The organism is Kribbella aluminosa (genome assembly GCF_017876295.1).
Taxonomy (GTDB): Bacteria; Actinomycetota; Actinomycetes; order Propionibacteriales; family Kribbellaceae; genus Kribbella; species Kribbella aluminosa.
Genome location: NZ_JAGINT010000002.1, coordinates 2039421 through 2061201, shown reverse-complemented (window position 1 = coordinate 2061201; position 21781 = coordinate 2039421). Strand labels below are relative to the sequence as shown.

Sequence of the window (21781 nt, the reverse complement as noted above, 5' to 3'; positions counted from 1 at the left end):
CCGATCATCCGACCTCATCGATTAGGCCTGGACGTTATGACCGGGGTGTTTCCGCGTAGTCATCTTGTTGTTACGCCGCCGAAACGGGTCCCGCACACCCTCCGGCGGGGACTGAGAGGTTGCGGGTACTCTGCGGCACGTGAACCGGTGGAGGTGGAGGGCGGGGATCGCCGCCGTACTGATCGTCTGGCTCGTCCTGGGCGCCGTGGGCGGTCCGGCCGTCGGCAAGCTCAGCGAGGTCCAGCAGAACGACAATGCCAACTTCCTTCCGAAGAAGGCCGAGTCGACGGTGGTGGCTGACGAGGCGGCCAAGTTCTTCGACTCCAAGGCCCTGCCGTACTTCGTCCTGATCGAACGCGACACCCCGATCGGCACCGCGGACAAGGACAAGGTCACCGCGTTCGTGGCCGGCATCCCGGCGCTCGACCTCGGGGCCGGCAAGAAGGTCGGCGACTACCTGGTCGCCCCGGTCGGGACCGCACGGCCGTCCGACGACCACCAGGCTCTGCTACTCACCGTGCAGGTGGACGGCAACCGTGCCGACGAGGTCGTCGGCCAGGGCGAGACCGTGCTGTACGCCGTGGCCAAGGCACTTCGCGCCGACATCAAGGACACGCTCACTCCTGCCGGGCTGCAGGTGTACGTCACCGGTCCGGGCGGTGTGTTCGCCGACTTCGTGGTCGCGTTCAGCGGGATCGACGGGATCCTGCTCGGCGTCGCGCTCGCGGTCGTGTTCGTGATCCTGCTGATCGTGTACCGCAGCCCGATCCTGCCGATCGCCGTACTGCTGACCGCGGTCTTCGGGCTCGCACTGGCCGCCTCGGTCGTCTACCCGCTGGCCAAGCACGGCGTTCTGCAGCTGAACGGGCAGAGTCAGGGCATCCTGTTCATCCTGGTCGTCGGCGCCTCGACGGACTACGCCTTGCTGCTCGTCTCCCGTTACAAGGAGGAGCTGCACGACTACGAGAGCAAGTACCAGGCGATGCGGGTCGCGTGGCGGGCGGCGGTCGAGCCGATCGCAGCCAGCGCCGCGACCGTCATCCTCGGTCTGCTCTGTCTGCTGCTCTCCAGGCTTGGCAGCACCAAGGGTCTCGGCCCGGTCGGTGCGCTTGGGATCGCCGGTGCGCTGATCGCGGCGATGACGTTCCTGCCCGCGGTCCTGCTCGCGTTCGGGCGGCGGATCTTCTGGCCGTCGATCCCGCGTGTCGATCACGTGCACTCCCGCGACCAGGTCGGCGGGCGGCGGCTCTGGGGCCGCGTGTCCGGGCTGGTCGGCCGGCGTTCGCGGCGGGTCTGGGTGATCAGTGCGCTGGCGTTGCTGGCCTGCGCGGCGTTCCTGCCGACGTTCAAGGCCAGCGGTACGTCGCAGGAGGACCTGTTCCTGAACAAGGTCGAGTCGGTCACCGGGCAGGAGCAGCTGGGCAAGCACTTCGACGCCGGCGCCGGTACGCCCGTCGAGATCCTCACCCCGGTGGCGCTCGCGGATCAGGTGGCGCAGGCCGCGATGAAGGTCGACGGTGTCGGCGCCGCCTCCGCGTCGGTCGCTCCCGGCGTACCGCCGAAGGTTGTGGACGGCAAGGTCCTGGTCCAGGCCACGCTCAAGATCCGGGCCGACTCGCCCGCCGCGATCAAGGTGGTCAAGCACCTGCGGGCGGACCTGGACTCGATCAGCCCGGACGTCCTGGTCGGCGGCAACACCGCGATCAACCTCGACGTCCAGGACGCGGCGCAACGCGACCTCAAGGTGATCATCCCGACGATCCTCGCGGTGATCTTCGTCGTACTGATGCTGCTGCTCCGCTCGCTGGTCGCCGCCGTCCTGCTGGTGATCGCGAACGTGCTGTCGTTCGGCGCCACGGTCGGGGTCAGCGCGCTGGTGTTCAACCACGTGTTCAAGTTCCCGGGCGCGGACCCGGGGATCGCGTTGTACGCGTTCGTGTTCCTGGTTGCCCTGGGCATCGACTACTCGATCTTCCTGATGACCCGGGTCCGTGAGGAGTCCCAAGAACAAGGCACCAGACCGGGCATCCTGGTCGGCCTGGCCGTCACGGGCGGCGTGATCACGTCGGCCGGGGTGGTCCTCGCCGCGACGTTCTCGGCGCTGGCGGTCCTTCCGATCCTGTTCCTGGCCCAGATCGCCTTCATGGTCGCGTTCGGCGTACTTCTCGATACCACCGTCGTACGTTCCCTGCTCGTCCCGTCGTTGGCCCACGACATCGGCAAGAAGGTCTGGTGGCCCAGCAAGCTGGCGTCCTAGGCTGCCGGACATGGCGACGTTCGAGGGCAACATCGTGGTGAACGACGCCGGCGGCGCCTGGGTGGAGGTGCCGGCGACGGATCGCGAAGGCTGTGGAGCTGGTCAGGGCTTCTTGAGGGACGCCAGCTCGGTCCGGTTGGCGACGCCGAGTTTGGTGTAGACGTGGGCCAGGTGGGTCTTGACGGTGCCACGGCTCATGAACAGGCGTTCGCCGATCTCCGGGTTGCTGAGGCCCTCGACCGCCAGCGCGACGACCTGTTCCTCGGTCGGGGTGAGGCTGGCCCAGCCGGAGGACGGGCGGCCGCGCGTTCCTCGGGTACGGCGGGCGTAGGCGACGGCCTCGTCCAGCGTGAGCGGCGCCTCGTCGGACAACGGCAGTTCGGGGTGGTCGGCCGGTACGGCGAGGCCGATGTCGTCGCGGGCGTTGGAAGCCGCGCGGGCCAGGCGAGCCGCGTCCGCGGGGCGGTTGGTGTGATTCGCCAGCAGGGCAAGGGATTCCAGGCTGTCGATGAGGTACGTGCGGAGGCCGTGGTCGACGCGGATCGTCAGCGCCTCGTGCAGGAGTTCGGCGGCCTTGTCGGGTCGTTCGGCGATCGCGGTCCGGCCGAGCTGGTCGAGTGCGTCGGCGAGGATCCGCGGGAGGTTGTAGGCGCGGGCCAGGTCGGCGGCACGTTCGAGCAGCTCGGTCGTGTCCTGGCCCAGGGCACGCTTGGCGGCGGCGACGGTCGGGAGCAGCATCGCGGGCGCGAACGTCCCGGCGAGCGGGCTGTCCGGCGCGGTGTCACGGGCGAGCCATTCGACGGCAGCGTCGTACTCCCCCGTCCAGTACGAGATCACGCTCATCACCTGCCCGAGATTCGGTACGACGGAGCCCGTGTCGGCCAGCTCGAGCAGCGGTCGCATCAGTGCGCGGGCCTCGTCGGGCCGCCCGGTGCGTACCAGGACGGAGGCGAGCTGGGCGCGGGCCGAGCCGACGCGGTGGAAGTCGGCGAGCGGTTCCGCCGCGGCCAGGGCGCGTTCGGCGAGCTCGACGGCCTTCCGTGGTTCGCCGGTGGACATCAGGCTCTCGGACCAGGTGGTGAGGACTGTCGACGCGATCCCGCGTTCGCCGCTGGTGATCAGGCCGGTGGCCGCACGGTCCAGCAGCGGGTAGAGGTCGTCGTGGCGGTCCCACAGCGACAGGAGGACGCACTGCAGGCCGACGTTGGCGTTCCGGGCGTGTTCGTTGCCGATGCCGTCGGCGAGCCGCACGCCCTCGGCCGTCAGGTCCCAGGCCTTCTGGAAGTCGGTGAAGAACTCGCCGACGGCGACCATCGCGAGGAACAGCGAACGCAGCCGGTCGTCGCCCAGCTCGGTGGCGAGGTCGAGTCCGCGGCCGGCGGCGTCGTACCCGAACGGGTCGACGGTGTCGGCGACCGTCGCATAGCCGTAGAACAAGCGGGCCTGCAGCAACGTTCGGTCGTCCGGGGCGCGGTCGACAGCCCGCCGCAGGTAGCCGATGCCCTCGGCGCCGGTCGCCTGCAGGTTCCACAACCAGCGGAGCGCGGCGGCGAGCCGGCGGCCGCGGTCCGGGTCGTCGGCGGCGAGACCGTGTTCGAGCGCGGCGCGGTAGTTCTCCCGGTCCGGCTCGATCAGCGCCCGCCAGGCGTCCCGATCACTGTCCAGCAGCGCTTCCGCGGCCTCGGCGACGGACAGGTAGTGGTCGAGATGCCGATCCCGTACGTCGTCGTCGGCCAGGCGGGTGGCGGCGTACTCGCGGATCGTCTCCAGCAAGCGGTACCGCCCGTCCTCGGCGACGACAAGCGATTTGTCGACAAGCCGCGCGAGGATGTTCGGTACGGCGCCGCTCACCGCTGCCGCGGCCTCGAGTGTGAACCCACCTGCGAAGACGGCCAGCCGACGGAACGCCTGCCGCTCGTCGTCATCCAGCAGGTCGTAGCTCCAGTCGATCGAGGCCGCCAACGTACGCTGCCGTGCCGCAGCTCCGCGCACGTTCTTCGTCAGCAGCCCGAACCGGTCCTCCAGGCCTGCTTCGATCTGCATCGGCGTCAACGTCCGGCCCCACGCGGCCGCCAGCTCCAACGCCAGCGGGATTCCGTCCAGCCGCAGGCAGATCGCCCTGACCGCCCGCTCGGCCTCGACGTCGTCCGCTGACGCGTCCGAGCGTTCCAGGAAGAGGGTTCGGGCTTCGTCCGGGGAGAGCGCGGGGACTCGCCAGACGGACTCGCCCGGGACGTCGAGAGGTTCGCGGCTGGTGGCGAGGATGCTGAGCTCGGGGCAGCCGGTCTGCAGGGCGGTGACGAACTCGGCGACGCCGTCGATGATCTGCTCGCAGTTGTCGAGGCAGACGAGGGCCTGTTTGTGCCGCAGTTGGCCGATCAGTAGGCGATCGCCCGGCTCGACGAGCAGGCCGACCGCGGCCGCCACCATCTCGGGGATCTGGGTGCTGTCGGTCACGGCTGACAGGTCGACCCACCACACGCCGTCCGTCCAGCGTTCCGCCAGGTGCGCGGCGGTCTGAGCGGCCAGGCGGGTCTTGCCGCTGCCGCCAGGGCCGGTCAGCGTGACGAGCCGGCTGCCGGCGAGCTGCGTGCGCAGCGCGGCGACCTGCGTCGTACGACCGACGAAGCTGGTGAACATCACCGGCAGGTTGTTCGGTACGCAGTCCAGCGAGTGCAGCGGTACGCCGGTCGCCGTCAACTCGAAGATCCGCTCCGCCGATCCGAGATCCCGCAACCTGTGCACACCAAGATCCGAGATGCCCCGGGCCTCGGCCATGGCCGTGGTTGTTGCGGTTAGCAACGTTTGGCCGGGGTTGGCGATCGCGAGCAACTGCTCCGCGTGGCGGACCGCCGGGGCGACCGCCATCGCGGTGTGCAGCGCGATCCGGAGCAGCTCGCCCGCCGGCACCAGCGCGGCCGCCTCGCGGAGGGCCTTGGCCGCTTCGATCGCTTCGTCCGCGGAGGCGTACAGGAGTACCGGCCATCCGGCGTCCCGCCGTACCAGCTGCTCCCCCGCCAGCTCGGCAGCCAACCCCGCCAGCCGGGCGTATGCCGGCGCACTCGCGGCCCCGGCGTACGACGCGGTCAGAACTGTCACCCCACCCATGAGCGCCAGTCTGCCATCGGTCTGTGTCGGGTCGCCGTTGTCGACAGTATTCGCTACCCTCCGGTCCAGGGGGTCGACCAGTGAGGGAGCCTGATGACAGACACCGCACCGACCGACCACGGACACTTCGCACTACCGACCAAGAACCTGCCCGCACCGCAGGTCCGCGACCTTCCCGAGCCGCCCGCGAGCACCTGGAAGATCATCGGCCCCGGTATGGTCGGCGCCGGTGTCGGGCTGGCGTCCGGCGAGTTCATCCTCTGGCCGTACATCTCCAGCCAGGTCGGCCTGGTGTTCCTCTGGGGCGCCGTCGTCGGCGTGGTCGTCCAATGGTTCCTGAACATGGAGATCGAGCGGTACACGCTGGCAACTGGTGAGACAGCGTTGACCGGCTTCAACCGGTACGGGAAGCACTGGGGCCTGTTCTTCGCGATCATGACGTACTTCGCGAACCTCTGGCCGGGCTGGGCGACCAGCTCGGCGAGCATGCTCACCTACCTGTTCGGCGGCGGCGACCCGCGCTGGATCGCGATCGTGATGCTGCTGGTGATCGGCGCGATCCTGACCCTCGCGCCGGTCGTCTACGTGATGCTGGAGCGGCTGATCGCGGTGAAGATCGCGGCCGTCGCGCTGCTCGTCGTGCTCGCGCTGGTGTTCGCGATCCGCGGGAAGACCTACGGCGCGCTCGGGCACGCGGTGACCCAGCCGCAGTTCCCGGCCGAGCAGCTCGGGTTCGCGCTGGTGATGGGCGCGATCGCGTACGCCGGTGCCGGCGGCGGGCAGAACCTCGTCCAGAGCAACTGGATCCGCGACAAGGGCTTCGGGATGGGCGTGCACGTGCCGCGGCTGACGTCGCCGGTGACCGGCGAGACCGAGGCCGACCCGACCGCCAACGGCTACACGTTCCCGCCGGACGACGCGAACCTCGCCCGCTGGCGGCGCTGGTGGCGGTTCGCGAACATCGAGCAGGCCTCGACCTTCGTGGCGATCACCGTACTGACGATCGCGTTCACCTCGATGCTCGCCCACGCCACCCTGTTCGGAAACGCCGGTGTGCAGAACAGCATCGGCTTCCTGAAGCTCGAGGGTACGACGCTGCAGACGATCGCCGGCGGCTGGTTCGGGTACCTGTTCTGGGCAGTCGGCGCGTTCTCGCTGTTCGCCGCGGCGGCCGGGATCGTCGACTACACGTCCCGGCTGGCCTCGGACATGATCAAGGCCCGCTACCTGCGGACGTCGAAGATCACCGAGTCCAAGCTCTACTTCTGGCTGGTCTGGGGACTCGTTGCCTTCGGCATCATCGTCCTGCTGGCCGGCCTCACCCAGCCCCTCGTCCTCCTGGTCATCTCGGCCTGCACCGCCGGCACCATGATGTTCATCTACTCCGCCCTGCTCTGGTGGATGAACTCCCGAGCCCTCCCCGACGCCATCCGCATCACCACCTCCCGCACCGCGGTGCTGTTGTTCTCGTTCCTCGCCTTCGGTTTCCTGGCCGTCTTCACCGCCATCGACCAACTCAAGAAGTTGTAACGCGGACCGCCACGCAGGCAGAACCCGCTCGAACGGGCGGTTCGAGGACGGTGGAGCGGGGTTCTGCCTGCACGCAGGTTCAGCCGAGGAAGCCGACAACGGCTTCCTCGGCGGCGGTCCGCCGTACCATCGGCACGCCCTCGCGGACCGTGCGGTAGACGGCGACCGCCGCCCGCAACGCGCGCCGGCAGTCGTCGGCGTCCGCGGTCGCGACGGTGGCGCGCAGCTCCGGGACGAGCTCGGGCACCAGTGCCTCCAGCCGCCGGACGCCGGACGGCCTCGCGGTCCGGCCGCGGAGCGCCAGCGGAGCGATCGCGGCCGACCGCAGCGCGGCCAGCCCGTCGATCGCCTCGAACAGCTCACCGCGGGCGATCTTCACCTCGATGTAGTGCACCCAGCCCCAGAACCGGTCCTCGATCCACTGCGGATCCGGTTCCGGCCAGTGCGGCACCGATCCGGCGTACCCGCGCGCGACGACATCGTCGCGCTGCCAGAGCACGATGCCGTCCTCGACCCGGTCCTGGAGCTGTTCGGGCGTGACGAACTTCAGGTCCACGTGCGCCAACGGCGGGCCGTAGAGGACGATGAGCAGCCGCCGCTCTCCGACGTGCTCGCCGGTGAAGCTGGTCAGCACCGGCCCGACGCGTTCTGCGAACTCGGTGGCCGCGGCTAGCACCTGCTCGTGGCTCTCCGGCGTACACACCAGCACAAGATCCAGGTCCGAGTACTCGTCGCTCGTTCCGGCGGCGATCGATCCGCCGGCGACCACCGCCAGCATCCGTTCGTCCGCTTCGGCGGACTTCACCACCTGCTCCGCAAGCCCTCGAAGATGTTCGGGCACTCGCTCGCCGACCACAGTCACAGCTCCTCCTCGCATCAGGTCAGCAGACCATCATCTCCCGCCCGCCGCCCTGACGCGAACGGATTTCAGCGGTGCGGGCCGTAGGCCTCGGGGGCGCCGTTGGCGGTGGTGAAGAGGGAGTAGACGGAGGTTGTCGCGGTGAGGAACAGGCGGTTGCGTTTGGGGCCGCCCCAGGCGAGGTTGCTGACGGTTTCGGGGACCAGGAGTTTGCCGAGCAGGGTGCCGTCGGAGTGGTAGATGTGGACACCGTCGGCGGCCGAGGCCCAGATCCGGCCCTGGGTGTCGAGGCGGATGCCGTCGAAGACGCCGTTGCCGCACTCGGCGAACAGCTCGCCGCCGGTGAGCTTGTCGCCGTCGACGGTGAAGACGCGGATCGTCGCCGCCTCGGAATCGGTGATGTAGAGCAAGGACTCGTCAAGCGAGAAGGCCAGCCCGTTCGGCCGGTCGAAGTCGTCGGCGACGCGGGTCAGGACGCCGTCCGGCGAGACCCGGTAGACGTGGCAACCACCGGTCTCGATCTCGCCCTTGTAGCCCTCGTAGTCGGAGTCGATGCCGTACGCCGGGTCCGTGAACCAGATGGATCCGTCGCGCCTGACCACCACGTCGTTCGGGCTGTTCAGGCGCTTGCCGTCGTACTCGTGGGCGAGCACGGTGATGCCCCCGTGGTGCTCGGTCCGTGTCACCCGGCGATTCCCGTGCTCGCAGCTCACCAGGCGCCCCTCGGTGTCCCGGGTGTGGCCGTTGGTGTTGCCGGCTGGGTGCCGGAAGGCGGAGACCTGGTACGACGTCTCGTCCCAACGCAGGATGCGGTCGTTCGGGATGTCGCTCCAGAGCAGGTAGCGGCCGGCGGCGGAGTACACCGGGCCCTCGACCCAGCGGCCGCCGGTCCACAGCCGCTCGAGCCGGCTGTCGCCGCGGATCCCGGCGAACCGGTCGTCGAGTTTCTCCCAGACCGCCGGGGCGGAACCTGCCAACGGCTCAAGAATTCCGGTCATCACGTCTCCTCTGGTTGGACCTCTCAGACGGAAGGATATGCGTGGCGCCGCATACGGGGGCTTCAGGTCCGGCGCCGCTCAAGTGACCGTCATGTGGAGACATCCTCTTGAAGCTTGACACCGTGCGTGAACAGAAGGCGATCGAGAACCTGACCAGCAGGCTCACCTCGACCTTCGCCGACATCCATACTCCCGAAGACATCGAGACCGCGATCCGCGCCGCCCGCGAGACCTTCGCCGGCGACCCGGTCCGCGACTATGTACCGATCCTGATCGAACGAATCGTTCGCGAGGAGCTGACCCCGAAGCCCGACCCGGCCGAGCAGTCCGCACCGGACGAACGCAAGGCCAAGTGGACCAGACCGGCCGTCACCCTGGAAGCTGGAAAGCACGCCGCGGCGGCCACCGAGACAGCCGGTGACGGCGCCGCGGGTGGTGGCGGTCGGGACGGTCAGGGAGGGTTCGGTGCCTTCCGCCGCCGCTTCCCGATCGCGCTGCCGGCTGCGGTTGCCGGGGTTCTGGTGCTGGCGACCGTGGCAACCGTGCTGGTGGTACGCAACGGCAACGACGCGCAGGCGAACCCCGGACTCATCACCGTCAGCGGGGTCATCGGCTCCGAGAAGCGCGCGTACTTCGAGGACCCCGACGTCAAGGCCGCGCTCGCCAAGCACGGGTTCGCGGTGCAGGTCGACACCGCCGGGTCGCGCGAGATCGCCACCTCGGTCGACCTCGGCAAGTACGACTTCGCGTTCCCGTCCAGCAGCACCGCCGCGGAGCGGATCCTGCAGCCCACCTCGGGCCGTCCCGCGGTGCACGGCAAGACCTACCCCGTGTTCTCCTCGCCGATGGCGATCGCGACGTACCAGCCGATCGTCGACCTGCTGTCGGCCAGCGGGATCGCCCGCAAGATCAACGGCACCTGGTACTTCGACATCCGCAAGTACGTCGACCTCGCGAAGGCGAACTGGCGCTGGACGAACATCCGCGGCAACACGACGTACCCGGTGAACAAGCGGATCCTGATCACCACCACCGACCCGCGGACCTCGAACTCGGCGGCGATGTTCCTGTCGATCGTCACGTATGTTGCCAACCACAACAGTGTGGTGCAGAGCGCGGCGGACGAGCGGAAGGTGCTCCCGCTGGTCGCGCCGCTGTTCGTTAACCAGGGCTACACCGACAACTCCAGCGAAGGCCCGTTCGACGACTACCTGTCGCTCGGCATGGGCAAGTCGCCGATGGTCAACATCTACGAGGCACAGTTCGTCGAGGCCGCGGTGGAGCGCAAGCTCAAGCCGGGCATGGTGCTGATGTACCCGTCGCCGACCGTGCAGTCCAAGCACACGCTGGTCTCGCTGAACGCGAACGGCGAGAAGCTCGGCGAACTGCTCTCGACCGACACCGAACTGCAGCGGCTCGCGGCCCGGCACGGTTTCCGGACCGCGGACGAGACCCAGTTCGCGGACGTGGTGAGCCAGCGCAACATCCCGGTCGCGAAGGACGTGATCGACGTCGCGGACACCCCGACGTACGACACGCTCGAACGACTCCTGGACGCGGTCTCGAAGGCCTACCGCTGAGCCCTGGAGTGCTGTCCACCAGGTGGACAGGGTGACCAGCACCGTGGTGTGATCAACGCCCTGTCCTCCTGGACGGCTGCTTGACCCTAGACTCGGGCCAGCCGAAGGGAGCCAGCTGTGTCCGACAGCAAGCAGATCACCAAGGTGCTGGTCGCGAACCGGGGCGAGATCGCCGTCCGGGTCGTCCGGGCCGCCGCCGACGCGGGGCTCGGCAGCGTCGCCGTGTACGCCGACCAGGACCGGGACGCGCTCTTCGTCCGGCTCGCCGACGAGGCGTACGCGCTGGACGGGTCGACGCCGGCCGACTCCTACCTGAACATCGCCAAGATCCTGGACGTGGCGGCCCGCTCCGGGGCGGACGCCGTGCACCCGGGCTACGGCTTCCTGGCCGAGAACGCCGACTTCGCGCAGGCGGTCCTGGACGCCGGGCTGATCTGGATCGGCCCGCCGCCGTCGGCGATCGACTCGCTCGGCGACAAGGTCAAGGCACGGCACATCGCGGAGCGGGTCGGCGCGCCGCAGGTTCCCGGTACGCCGGACCCGGTCGCGGATGCCTCCGAGGTGATCGCGTTCGCCGAGGAGTACGGGCTGCCGATCGCGATCAAGGCGGCGTACGGCGGTGGCGGCCGCGGGATGAAGGTCGCCCGGACGCTGGACGAGGTACCGGAGCTGTTCGAGTCGGCGACCCGGGAGGCTGTCTCCGCTTTCGGCCGCGGCGAGTGCTTCGTGGAGCGGTACCTGGACAAGCCGCGGCACGTCGAGACGCAGTGCCTGGCCGATGCCCACGGCAACGTTGTGGTGGTGTCGACGCGGGACTGCTCGCTGCAGCGCCGGTACCAGAAGCTGGTCGAGGAGGCGCCGGCGCCGTTCCTGTCCGCTGAGCAGCTGGAGATCCTGTACTCGTCGTCCAAGAAGATCCTCCGCGAGGCCGGGTACGTCGGCGCCGGGACGTGCGAGTTCCTGGTCGGGCAGGACGGGCTGATCTCGTTCCTCGAGGTGAACACCCGGCTGCAGGTCGAGCACCCGGTGTCCGAGGAGGTCACCGGGCTGGACCTGGTGCGGGAGATGTTCCGGATCGCTCAGGGCGAGGAGCTCGGGTACGACGACCCGGCGGTGTCCGGGCACTCGATCGAGTTCCGGATCAACGCCGAGGACGGCGGCCGCGGGTTCCTGCCCGCCCCGGGGACCTTGCTGCGCTGGCACGCGCCTTCGGGTCCCGGCGTACGGCTGGACGGCGGGTACGACCAGGGCGAGACCGTGCCGGGTGCGTTCGATTCGCTGGTCGCCAAGCTGATCGTCACCGGGCGGGACCGGACGCAGGCGCTGGAGCGGTCGCGGCGGGCGCTGCGCGAGTTCGTCGTCGAGGGCATGCCGACGGTGATCCCGTTCCATTCTTCGGTGGTTTCGGACCCGGCGTTCGTCGGGACCGAAGGGTTCAAGGTGCACACCCGGTGGATCGAGACCGAGTACGACAACCAGCTCACGCCGTACGACGGGCCGACGGCCGAAACGCCTGACGAGGCCGAGCGGGAGAAGGTGACGGTCGAGGTCGGCGGTAAGCGGCTCGAGGTCGTGCTGCCGGCCGGCCTGGGCGGGGTCGCGCCGGCCGCCGGGGCTGCCGGCAAGAAGAAGCCGGCCCGGCGCGCGGGCGGTACCAAGAGCTCCGCGGCGTCCGGTGACTCGCTGACGTCGCCGATGCAGGGCACCATCGTCAAGATCGCGGTCGAGGAGGGCGCGACCGTCGCCGAGGGCGACCTGATCGTGGTCCTCGAGGCGATGAAGATGGAGCAGCCGCTGAACGCCCACAAGGCCGGTACCGTGACCGGCCTGAGCGCCGAGGTCGGCGCCACCGTCGCGGCCGGTGCCACCATCTGCGAGATCAAGGGCTGATCGGGTGGAGCCCGTCCCGGTCATCGACGCGGTCGAAGACAACGAGTTCTGCGTCGTCTGGGGCGGCGGTCACAGCTGAAGCCGGGTCCCGAAGCCGTCGAGGATCGCCCGCAGCCCGAACTCGAACGCGTCGTCGGGCGCCGCGGCGTACTCCGTCGCGGCCGTCGTCTCCAGGCGCACCCGTAGCCGCGGGAACTCCGCCGCCACGGATGCCGCCTCGCCGACGAACTCCTTGATCGTGCGCTCGGCGTCCTGCCCGCCACGGCTCAGCCGCCGGTTCAGCGACACCTCCGCGGCGGCACCGAGCGAGCTTCCGAGGACGTAGACGAGCACCGTGGCGGCTGCGCGATCCGCGTCCGCCGAGGCGAAGCCGGCGCGTTCGTAGAGGTCCAGCGTGTGGTCGTCGTACCGGAACTTGCCGCGGCCGGACATCAGGTGGCTGCCGAACGCCTGCCCGTACCAGGGGTGCCGCAGCAGCATCGCGCGGAGACCGGTCGCCAGTCCCGTAGCCGCCGTACGCCAGTCCGTGGCGTCCAGATCGGGGAGCGTGATCTCCGCCCAGATCGCGTCGCCGGCCCGCTGGACGAGCTCGTCCTTGGTCTTGATGTGCCAGTAGATCGCGGTCGGCGCCGATCCGAGCCGCTGGCCGAGGGCGCGCATGTTCAGGCCGTCGAGGCCCTCCTCGTCGAGCAGCGCGATGGCCGCGGCGAGGATCTGGTCGACCGTGAGGACGTCTCGGGGCATGACTTGAACTTAGTTCAATTGTCGGGTTAGAGTCTACTTGCACTTAGTTCAAGTCGAGAAGGAGTGAGGCAGATGCTGACCGAGTTCGTCGCGAAGAGCGCGGAGCAGTTCGGGATCCCGGGAGTGGCCGTCGGAGTGCTGATGGACGGCGAGGAGACGGTGGTGACGCACGGCGTGACCAGCCTGGCCAACCCGCAGCCGGTCGACCGGGACACGCTGTTCCACATCGCGTCGGTCTCCAAGACCTTCACCGCGACCGCGCTGCTGCGGCTGGTCGAGCAGGGCAAGGTCCAGCTCGACGCTCCGGTACGGCGCTACGTTCCCGAGCTGCGGCTGCTCGACGAGGACGTCGCCGAGCGGATCACCGTGCTCAACCTGCTCAACCACACCGGCGGCCTGGAGTGGAACGTCATCGACACCGAGGACGGGGACGTGTCGCTGGCCGCGTTCGTGCGGAAGCTGGCGACGCTGCCGATCATCGCGGTCCCCGGCAGCAGGGCGTCGTACAGCCAGGCCGGGTACAACCTGGCCGGGCGGATCATCGAGAACGTCACCGGGCAGCCGTACGAGAAGGCGATCGCCTCGTTGCTGCTGGAACCGCTCGAGTTGCGCAACACCTTGTTCGACGTGGACGAGGTGATGATCCGGAAGTTCGTCGTCGGCCACAACCGCGGGGACGACGGCACGCTGCGGCCCGCCGTACCGTGGAAGGCGAACCGGGCCGGCGAGCGCGGCAACAACCCCGGTGGCGGCGTGGTCACCACCGTTGGCGATTTGTTGCGCTGGGCAAGGTTTCACCTCGGTACCGGTGACGGGCTGCTGCCGGCCGACGTACTGCACGGGATGCGCGACCGGACCGTCGAGCTGCGGGCGAGCTCGTTCGGCGACGGGATCGGGATCTGCTGGTTCACGCGGACCATCGACGGCGTCCGGACGATCGGGCACGGCGGCTCCGGCAACGGGCAGTTCGCCGAGCTGCTCGTCGTACCGGACCGGAACTTCGCGATCGTGTCCCTGACGAACGGCGGACCCGACGGCTACACCTTCAACCAGACCGTGGTCCGGTGGGCGCTCGAACACTTCCTCGGCCTGACCGAGCACGACCCCGAACCCCTGCCGTACGACGCCACCCGCGCACAGGAGGCCGCCGGCCGCTACGAGATCGACGCGATGAACCTGGACATCGCCACCGACGGCACCCACATCACCCTCGCCGTCGGCATCAAACCCGAACTCCGCGCCGCCTCCGACGCCGAGATGCCCCCGGACTACCCCGCCGCCGAGATCGGCCTGCTCCCCAACGACGAATACATCGTCACCGAAGGCGGCCTGACCGGCCAGCTCGGCTACTTCACCCGCGCCTCCGACGGCACCATCACCGGCCTCGATCTCGCCGGCCGCCTCTTCCCCCGTACGAGTTGAGCCCGGCTTCTGACATCATCCGGGAGTTATGAGCCGTCCGGTAGCCGAGTCGTGGCACTCGATCGTCGCCTGGCTGGAGCAGCACCTGCCACCTGCCCTCGAACACCTCCAGCCGCCGGCGTCGATGGGCGAGATCTCCGCGCTCCGGACCGCGATGGATCGCCGCCTGCCGAGCGACCTGATCGCCTGGTTGCTGATGAACAACGGATTCGGCCGGCGGGCGGCCTTCGGAAACCTCATCCCCGTCCTGTACACCCCGATGGGCATCGACCGGATGCTACGGGACCGCGAGATGCTGTGCAGGATCTACTCCGAGTGGGACCGTCCGGCCGAGACCCAGCCGGCCGGCAGCCGGTCCTCCGAATGGCTCGACGGATTCCTCCCGATCGGCGACGCAGGCACCGATTCCCATCTCCTCGTGGATCTGCGCCAAGGCGACCTGCACGGCTCCGTCGGCACGTTCGACGCCGAGGGCGGCGGCTTCGACGGCCCGAAGTGGTTCACCATAAGCGAGATGTACGCCGACGTCGCGGACTCGCTCGCCCACAATCAACCCGCACTACAAGCCCACGCCTACCGAACCCACGCCGCCACCCAGTCCCACATCCCCACCCCGCGCCTGGACGCCCTACATCGACGAAACCTACCTCCGCTGGACCCTCGTCGAACTCTGAGCGGGAGCCTGAGAGCGGCCAGAACCAGAAGACCGCGAAGAACAAGACACCACCCCAGCCGTTGGTCGAGCCCACGATCAGGCCGTACGGCAACTCAAGCATGCCAACCCGAGCAGCCCGAGAACCGGGGCCGAACACGACGCCCATGGCGAGCGCTCGAGCGGCGGAAGGTGGCGGCGCCCAACTCCGTCTACGCCATCATCAGCAACGTCCTTCTCAGCTCCCGTCAGCACGCCGCTCCCGGGCAGCCCTCATCCCGTCCTTACGAACACGCCTGCGCCGATCGACACCACCTTCGAGGTCTCCAAAGAGCTCCTGTCCTGAGACAGGAGATCTCCTAAGAGCTCCTGTTATGTCTCAGGACATAGGTGACAGTTCTGCATCAGGACATCGGTGACGGTTTGGGTGTTCTTGGTGGTGACACTTCAGCCCCGACGGTTCGGGGACGGCTGCCAGTGAACCCATCGATCCTCGTGTTCGGCTCGCGATCTCGCAGTGGCCCGATGATGCTCCTCGCGGGGCGGTGTCGACGTTCTGTGTCGAGCACGGCATCTCCCGCAAGTCGTTCTACGAGCTGCGCAAGCGCGCCTTGGTCGATGGGCCGGCCGCAGTGCTCGAGCCCCGGACCCGCCGGCCGAGGACGAGCCCGTCCAAACTGACCGACGAAGTCAAGACGCAGGCCGTCCGGGTGCAAGAAGCCGAGGGCGGCGTGGCGCCGGTTCGTGTATCCAGCCCCGAACGCGTGCTGGCAGCTCGACGCCACCGAATACGTGCTCACCCGGGGGCGCAAATGCGTGATCTTCCAGCTCATCGACGACCACTCCCGCTACGCGGTCGCCTCCCACGTCGCGTGGGGCGAGACCGCCGAGGCCGCGATCGTCGTGTTCGACAAGGCCGTGGCCGCCCATGGCGTGCCGCAACGGCTGCTGTCCGACAACGGGTCCGCGCTCAACCCGTCACGCCGCGGACTCCTGGGACAGCTCGTCGTCCACGTGATGGCCCTGGGCGTCGAACCGATCACCGGCAAGCCCTACAAACCCACCACCCAGGGCAAAAACGAACGCTTCCACCAGACCCTGTTCCGCTACCTCGACAAACAACCACTCGCCGCCGACCTGGCCCAGTTGCAGACCCAGGTCGACGCCTTCGACCACATCTACAACACCCAACGTCCCCACTAAGGACTGCCCGGCCGTGTCACACCACTGACCGCCTGGCAGACCACCGCGAAGGCCGAGGCACCTCGCCCTACCCACGACCTGATCCGCCGTCCCGCCAGCCGGCCCCGACCCGCCCCCGCACCGGCACCCACAGACCTGCCCGACGACACCGTCGTGAAGACGCTGACCAGCAACGGCGCCTTCTACCTGGACAAGACCCAGTACATGGTCGACGGGCGACGAGGCTTCCAGCACGTCCTCGTCATCACCAACGGCAACAAGACCGGCGACACGATCACCATCACCGACCTCCACGGCGAGATCCTCATCGAACACACCCGACCCCACCCGGCACCGCCTACGTCGGCAACGGCAGACCACCCGGACCACACACCGACAAACCCCAAACGTCACCGAAGTCCTGAGACATCACAGTCTCCAAAGAGCTCCCAGATTTGGCCACTTCGAACATCTGTTCTATTATCAATCCATGAACGCAGTGGCGATCAGCCCGGATGCCGGCCCGGCGGAGAGTTCCGCTCCACGGGCTTGTCTGTGCGCGCCACCCGACGGATCCTTCCTCGTTCCGCCGGATGATTCGTACGATCTTGACGATCTGTATGACGTTGATGGTTCGTGTGTGCCGCGGTACCTGTCCGAGGAGGACCTGTACGACGACCTGCCGCCGATGTCGCGGGTCGACCGGCTGGACTGGGAGGAGTGGGCCGGAGTCGACCAGGACGAGGCCGAACGCGCGATGCTGCGGTTGAAGGCACCGGCCTGGGTGTTCCTGCCACCCGGCGCCGAACTGGCCGCCGCCCTGGAACAGCTACGCCCGCAATGCGAGTCCCCGATCGCGCTGATCGAGGCAATGAAAGCCGCAGCCCGGATGGAAGCCTGGGCCGCCTCGATCAGGACCGGCGCGCAGGCCTGCTTCGTCCGGCAACGCAAAACCCAGGCCACCGAGATCCCCCGCCCAACCCAGCTCGACCCCTCCGGCCGCCCCATCGACCCCGAACGCTCCTGGGCCGCCGAGATCGCCGCCGCCCTGCACCTGTCCACCACCACCGCCGCCAGACACATCGACACCGCCCTGCACCTCACCAGCACCCTCACCGCCACCCACACCGCCCTGCGCTGCGGCGCACTCACGTTCTCCAAAGCCCTCGCCATCTCCGAAGCCACCCGCACCCTGCCACCCACCGCAGCCCAAGCCGTCGAAACCCACGTCCTGAAACGCGCCCCCGGCCAAACCCACCAGAACCTGAACGCCTCCCTGCGCCGCCAGGTCGCCAAACACACCACCCGCGAACACACCGACCGGCACCACGCCGCCACCACCGACCGCACCTGCAAGATCGTCCCCCTCGCCGACGGCATGGCCGGGCTGTGGATCGTGCACACCGCCGACAAAATCCAGCAAATGTGGATCGTCATCCAAGCCATGGCCGACCTCGCCAAACGCAGCACCCCCGCGCGGCCCTCTGATACCCGCACCACCCCACCCGACAACAACCCCACACCCACGAACCCCAGCACGCCCGCCGACGCGCCCGCCGACGACGCCGATCACACTGCCGCCCCAGAGCCTGAACCCGACCAGGCGCCACGCAGCCATGCAGACGGCACATCCGGCACACTCACCCGCCGCCACCGAAACACCAGCACCGACCGCTCCAGCACCCCCGCCGAAAACACTGCCCCATCCAGTCCACCCAGCCCAACCGACACCCACACCACCTCACCCAGTACAGCCGAGGGACGCACCGACTCGCCCACTTCAGCCGAGGCGCGCACCGGCTCGCCCACTCCAGCCGAGGCGCGCACCGACTCGCCCACCACCGAGGGGTACGCCGGCCTGCCCACCACCGAGCAGCCGGCGGCCGAAGTACTCGCACACGAGGCCACCACTCACGACCTCCACACCGCGGCGCCGACCGACCCGCAAACCCCCGCCACCGCCGACGCCATCGACCCAGCCGGGCCGGGACCTGACGGCCCCGCGCACCCTGCCCGGGCGGGATCAGACAAACCCGCTCACCCAGCCGGGCCGGGACCAGACAACCCCGCTCACCCAGCCGGACCAGAAGCAGGACCACCCGGCACCGCTCGCCCTGCTGCCGGGACAGGGCCCGACGGGCGGATCGCGCCACAGCGGCGCGCCGACGTGGTCGCCGACCTGTTCGAGCAGATCCTGCACAACGGGCTCGACTGGCTCGGCCGACGACTCCCCGATCAGCATCGGCGACGGCCCCACATCGAAGTCCTCATCCCGATCACCACACTGCTCGGCATGGACGACGACACCTGCGAACTCGCAGGCTACGGCCCCATCCCAGCCGACATGGCCCGCCGCATCGCCACCAACGGCACCTGGCGCCGACTCCTCACCGACCCCACCAACGGCGCCGTACTCGAAGCCTCCACCACCCGCCACGACCCCGGCACACTGGTCACCGAAACCCTGCTGGCCAGACACCCCGTCTGCGCCTGGCCCGGCTGCAACCGCACCTCCCGCGAATGCGACCGCGACCACATCACCCCATACGCCCGCACCGGAGAAACCAGCCTCGCCGGACTCGCACCCTTCTGCGAATACCACCACGTCATCAAAGACACCAAAACCTGGGGCTGGACCACCACCCACCACCCCGACGGCTCCCTCACCCTGACCGCACCCACCGGCCACAGATACACCACCATCCCACCAGCCCGCGGACCCATCACCCAGCAACCATCCTCACCAGACCCACCGCACGACCTACCCCCCTTCTAGATGAGCCCCTTCCAGATCATCGGCGCCCGCGGGATCGGCGCACGGGGATCGGCGCACGGGGATCGGCGCTAGGGGGATTGGCGCATGGGGATCAGCGGACGGGATCGGCACTCGGGGGTTGGCTCGTGGGGATCGGTCCTCTGGGGGGATTGGCTCGTGGGGATCGGTCCTCTCGGGGGATTGGCTCGTGGGGATGGCCCTCGTTGGGGATCGGCCCTCGTGGGGACCGGCGCGTGGGGATCGACGGTCGGGGATCGGGGATCGGCGGACGGCGTGGATAAGTGGCGGAACGAGCGTCGGCTCGCGCACCCAGCCGGGTACCCGTAGCACCCAGCCCGGGCTCCCCCAGATCGCTGCGTGACCGTCTCGTTCTGCAGCCGCCGCCCGACGCACCTCGCCAGCGCGCCCACGGCGTACTGCGGATTCAGGAAAATTCAGACGGCACGCACCATCGGCTGCCTGACGGCGCGCACCATCGGAGGAACAACTCGTTGGTCGGACGAGTCCACTGACATCGCCTACATCTATCCGGCCAGGTCCGAGGGTCTGCCGATGCATTCCACGCAACTCCTGCGGCTGAAGCACTTCCTTGACCCGGCCGGGATCAGCCGCATCTCGGCCGCACTCCAGCTGAGGTGCCGTGCGCAAGGCCCGCGCCACCCCACCTCAGCTGGGGTGGGACTCGAGCTGAACGAGCAGCCTCCCCTGGGGATAGCCGGGGCGCCAAGACGGCCGCGCCTCAGCACCGGACGCGCACTCGCCGGAGGTGGCAACCGGACCAGTGGTGTCGCGTTCCCCGGTGGCGGGTGCTCGTTCACCTTCGGCGTGGCATAGTGCGCGGGTTGGGTTGGATGTGAGGAGTGGGGTATGTGGCGGGAGCGGGTTCGGTACTGGTTCGACAGCACGATGTCGCGGGGGACGCCGGCGTTGATTGTGTGGCTGGGGTGCGCCTCGGCGGTGCTGGTGCTGGTGATGTCGCTGCTGGCGATCTGGCTGGTGCCGAAGGATGTCGTTCAGCACGGGGGCTGGGCGGAGATGTTCTGGATGACGCTGATGCGGGCGATCGACACGGGCACGGTCGCCGGCGACAGCGGGAGTCCGCTGTTCCTGTTCCTGATGCTGCTGATCACGATCGGCGGGATCTTCGTCGTGAGTGCGTTCATCGGAGTCATCACAACCGGGTTGGACGCGAAGATCGAGGACCTGCGGAAGGGGCGTTCGCGGGTCGTCGAGCGTGGGCACACGGTCGTCCTCGGGTGGTCCGAGCAGGTGTTCACGGTGGTCGCCGAGCTGGTGCAGGCCAACCAGGACCAGCGCCGTACCTGCGTCGCGATCCTCGCCGACAAGGACAAGGTGGAGATGGAGGACGAGCTCCGTGCCCGCATCGGCGACCACGGGAAGACCGTCGTGGTCTGCCGGACCGGGAATCCGCTGCGCCCGGCCGACCTCGACCTGGTGAACCTGTCCGCGGCCAGCTCGGTGATGGTGCTCCCGCCGGCCACCGAGGACGCGGACATCCAGGTGATCAAGATCCTGCTCGCTCTCGGCGAACGGGCCCGCCGCGCCGACGGGCCGCAGGTGGTGGCGGCGCTGCGGGAGTCCGACAACCTGGCCGCGGCACAGCTCGCGGGAGGTCCGCGGACGCAGCTGATCGGCGCCGACGACCTCGCCGTACGGCTGATCGTGCAGGCGCACCGGCAGTCCGGGCTGTCGGCGGTGTGCATGGAGCTGCTGTCGTTCGGCGGCAACGAGTTCTACCTGCGCAGCGATCCGGCGGCGGTGGGGCAGCCGTTCGGCGACGCCAGCCGGACGTACGACCGCGGCATCCCGGTCGGCATCCGGTACGTCGACGGGCGCGTCGTACTGAACCCGTCCGTCGACGCCGTGCTGGCTGACGGCGACGAGCTGATCCTGCTCGCCGAGGACGAGGCGCTGATCCGCCGGTCGGCGGCCCCGGCGCAGATCGTCGAGGACGCGATCGCGCTGTCGGCCGAACCCGAGCCGTGCCCCGCCCGGACGCTGATGATCGGCTGGAACAAGCGCGCCCCGAAGATCCTCGACCTGCTCGACGGCTTCGCCACCTGCGGCTCGCACCTGCAGATCGCCGGTACCGGCGAGCCGCGGCCCGGTACGTACCCGAACCTGACGATCGGTACGACGACCTGCGACCCGACGAACCGCGGCGCCCTCGAGGCACTCGACGTCGGCGGCTACCAGCACGTGATCATCCTGGCCGCGGACGACCTCGACGAGCAGCAGGCGGACGCCCGTACGTTGCTGACCCTGCTGCACATCCGCGACCTCGAGCAGCGGCTGAACGCGCCGTACTCGATCGTCAGCGAGATCAACGACGACGCCAACCGGGAGATCGCGCAGGTCACCGAGGCCGACGACTTCGTGGTCAGCGAGAAACTGATCAGCCTGCTGCTCACCCAGCTCAGCCAGAACCTGCACCTGGCCGAGGTGTTCACCGAGCTGCTCGGGCCGGAGGGCGCGGAGATCTACCTGAAGCCGGCCGGCGATTACCTCGTACCGGGGACCGTCGCGAACTTCGCGACCGTCGCGGAGGCAGCGCGCCGGCGGGGCGAGACGGCGATCGGGTACCGGGTCGCGAGCAGGTTCCACCAGCCGCCGGGGTACGGCGTCGTGCTGAACCCTCCGCGGGAGGCCGCACTGGCGCTGACCGCTAACGATCGGGTAATCGTGCTTGCAGACCTCGGTTTGACAGACAGTTCTCAGGTTGACGCTGTAGGTTCCGTCCAGGCATCCGGTTGAGGAGGGTT

The 21781-nt window shown here is 68.9% G+C and carries 13 protein-coding genes and 1 pseudogene; 10 read left to right on the top strand and 4 right to left on the bottom strand.

What is annotated here, in order from left to right; genetic code table 11:
- The first annotated feature begins 139 nt into the window (after positions 1-139).
- Positions 140-2257 (top strand): MMPL family transporter, encoded by a 2118-nt coding sequence (locus JOF29_RS31135; protein WP_307863778.1) that lies wholly within the window; start codon positions 140-142, stop codon positions 2255-2257.
- A gap of 102 nt (positions 2258-2359) precedes the next feature.
- Here the strand turns inward: JOF29_RS31135 and JOF29_RS31130 are convergent, their stop codons facing one another.
- Entirely contained in the window at positions 2360-5365 is a 3006-nt protein-coding gene (locus tag JOF29_RS31130; protein WP_209697963.1) for a helix-turn-helix transcriptional regulator, read from the bottom strand.
- Positions 5366-5458: 93 nt separating this feature from the next.
- Here JOF29_RS31130 and JOF29_RS31125 point away from each other — a divergent pair, with 93 nt between their 5' ends.
- Positions 5459-6895, top strand: a complete 1437-nt coding sequence (locus tag JOF29_RS31125; protein ID WP_209697962.1) for an Nramp family divalent metal transporter — start codon at positions 5459-5461, stop codon at positions 6893-6895.
- A 79-nt stretch (positions 6896-6974) separates the two neighbouring features.
- Here JOF29_RS31125 and JOF29_RS31120 read toward each other — a convergent pair whose 3' ends face one another.
- Both JOF29_RS31120 and JOF29_RS31115 read right to left on the bottom strand, forming a co-directional pair.
- On the bottom strand, positions 6975-7757 hold the full coding sequence (locus JOF29_RS31120; RefSeq protein WP_209697961.1) for an aminoglycoside 6-adenylyltransferase: 783 nt from the start codon (positions 7755-7757) through the stop codon (positions 6975-6977).
- 65 nt (positions 7758-7822) lie between these two features.
- Complete coding sequence (locus JOF29_RS31115; protein ID WP_209697960.1) at positions 7823-8752, bottom strand: SMP-30/gluconolactonase/LRE family protein; 930 nt, start codon at positions 8750-8752, stop codon at positions 7823-7825.
- 122 nt (positions 8753-8874) lie between these two features.
- Here JOF29_RS31115 and JOF29_RS31110 point away from each other — a divergent pair, with 122 nt between their 5' ends.
- Positions 8875-10332, top strand: coding sequence for a three-helix bundle dimerization domain-containing protein (locus tag JOF29_RS31110; RefSeq protein ID WP_307863777.1), 1458 nt, complete (start codon positions 8875-8877; stop codon positions 10330-10332).
- A gap of 117 nt (positions 10333-10449) precedes the next feature.
- The gene (locus JOF29_RS31105; protein ID WP_307863776.1) at positions 10450-12222 is read left to right on the top strand and encodes an acetyl/propionyl/methylcrotonyl-CoA carboxylase subunit alpha; all 1773 of its coding nucleotides are present in this window, start codon (positions 10450-10452) and stop codon (positions 12220-12222) included.
- A gap of 69 nt (positions 12223-12291) precedes the next feature.
- Here JOF29_RS31105 and JOF29_RS31100 read toward each other — a convergent pair whose 3' ends face one another.
- Positions 12292-12966 carry a TetR/AcrR family transcriptional regulator gene (locus tag JOF29_RS31100; protein ID WP_209697959.1) on the bottom strand — a complete coding sequence of 225 codons (675 nt, stop codon included), beginning with the start codon at positions 12964-12966 and terminating at the stop codon, positions 12292-12294.
- Positions 12967-13038: 72 nt separating this feature from the next.
- Here JOF29_RS31100 and JOF29_RS31095 point away from each other — a divergent pair, with 72 nt between their 5' ends.
- The 6 genes and pseudogenes from JOF29_RS31095 to JOF29_RS31070 all read left to right on the top strand — a co-directional run bounded on the left by JOF29_RS31095 (position 13039) and on the right by JOF29_RS31070 (position 21773).
- Positions 13039-14388 (top strand): serine hydrolase domain-containing protein, encoded by a 1350-nt coding sequence (locus JOF29_RS31095; protein WP_209697958.1) that lies wholly within the window; start codon positions 13039-13041, stop codon positions 14386-14388.
- A gap of 28 nt (positions 14389-14416) precedes the next feature.
- Entirely contained in the window at positions 14417-15403 is a 987-nt protein-coding gene (locus tag JOF29_RS31090; protein ID WP_209697957.1) for an SMI1/KNR4 family protein, read from the top strand.
- Between the two features lie 122 nt (positions 15404-15525).
- Positions 15526-16240 (top strand): annotated as a pseudogene (locus JOF29_RS31085) (DDE-type integrase/transposase/recombinase); the annotation flags it as partial.
- 156 nt (positions 16241-16396) lie between these two features.
- Positions 16397-16819 carry a hypothetical protein gene (locus JOF29_RS31080; protein WP_209697956.1) on the top strand — a complete coding sequence of 141 codons (423 nt, stop codon included), beginning with the start codon at positions 16397-16399 and terminating at the stop codon, positions 16817-16819.
- 43 nt (positions 16820-16862) lie between these two features.
- Complete coding sequence (locus tag JOF29_RS44830) at positions 16863-18998, top strand: HNH endonuclease signature motif containing protein (RefSeq protein WP_209697955.1); 2136 nt, start codon at positions 16863-16865, stop codon at positions 18996-18998.
- A gap of 867 nt (positions 18999-19865) precedes the next feature.
- Positions 19866-21773, top strand: a complete 1908-nt coding sequence (locus tag JOF29_RS31070; protein WP_209697954.1) for a CASTOR/POLLUX-related putative ion channel — start codon at positions 19866-19868, stop codon at positions 21771-21773.
- The last annotated feature ends 8 nt before the right edge of the window (positions 21774-21781 follow it).